This is a genomic window from Pseudomonas sp. 2995-1 (genome assembly GCF_002742505.1).
Taxonomy (GTDB): Bacteria; Pseudomonadota; Gammaproteobacteria; order Pseudomonadales; family Pseudomonadaceae; genus Aquipseudomonas; species Aquipseudomonas sivasensis.
On sequence record NZ_LJSA01000300.1, the window covers coordinates 1 to 377 of the forward strand.

The following is a 377-nucleotide window of genomic DNA, read 5'->3' on the forward strand; positions in this document are numbered from 1 at the left end:
ATTGGAGGAGGAATATTATATACTATCGGAGGCATTATTTATGGTATGAAACCAGAATTCCTTAACTTTAAGAATTTTGGTTTTCATGAAATCTTCCATATCTTCATTTTACTTGGAAGTTTAGCGCACTTTCTTTCAGTATTCTTATATGTTATTTAACAGAAAGAGCGATTGACCTACTGATTTCTGATTCGCGATAAGAAAGTTAGTATAATCAGAGAAGATGGTGCAAAACCATTTTCTTCTGATTATACTTTTTTAGTTTCTGAGCTTCTCATTTCTTTTCAAGGGCTTTCTTTAAGATCCAAGTAAAACCTAGTGTAAAAATAGATGCTAATATGAAAATAAATTTCAAATCAATTACTGGCTTAGCCGGT

1 protein-coding gene is annotated in these 377 nt (G+C 31.0%); it reads left to right on the forward strand.

All coding sequences use genetic code 11. From position 1 onward, the window contains the following. Window positions 1-12: 12 nt before the first annotated feature. Window positions 13-159, forward strand: a complete 147-nt coding sequence (locus AOA61_RS32830; RefSeq protein ID WP_368731121.1) for a hemolysin III family protein — start codon at window positions 13-15, stop codon at window positions 157-159. Window positions 160-377 lie beyond the last annotated feature (218 nt).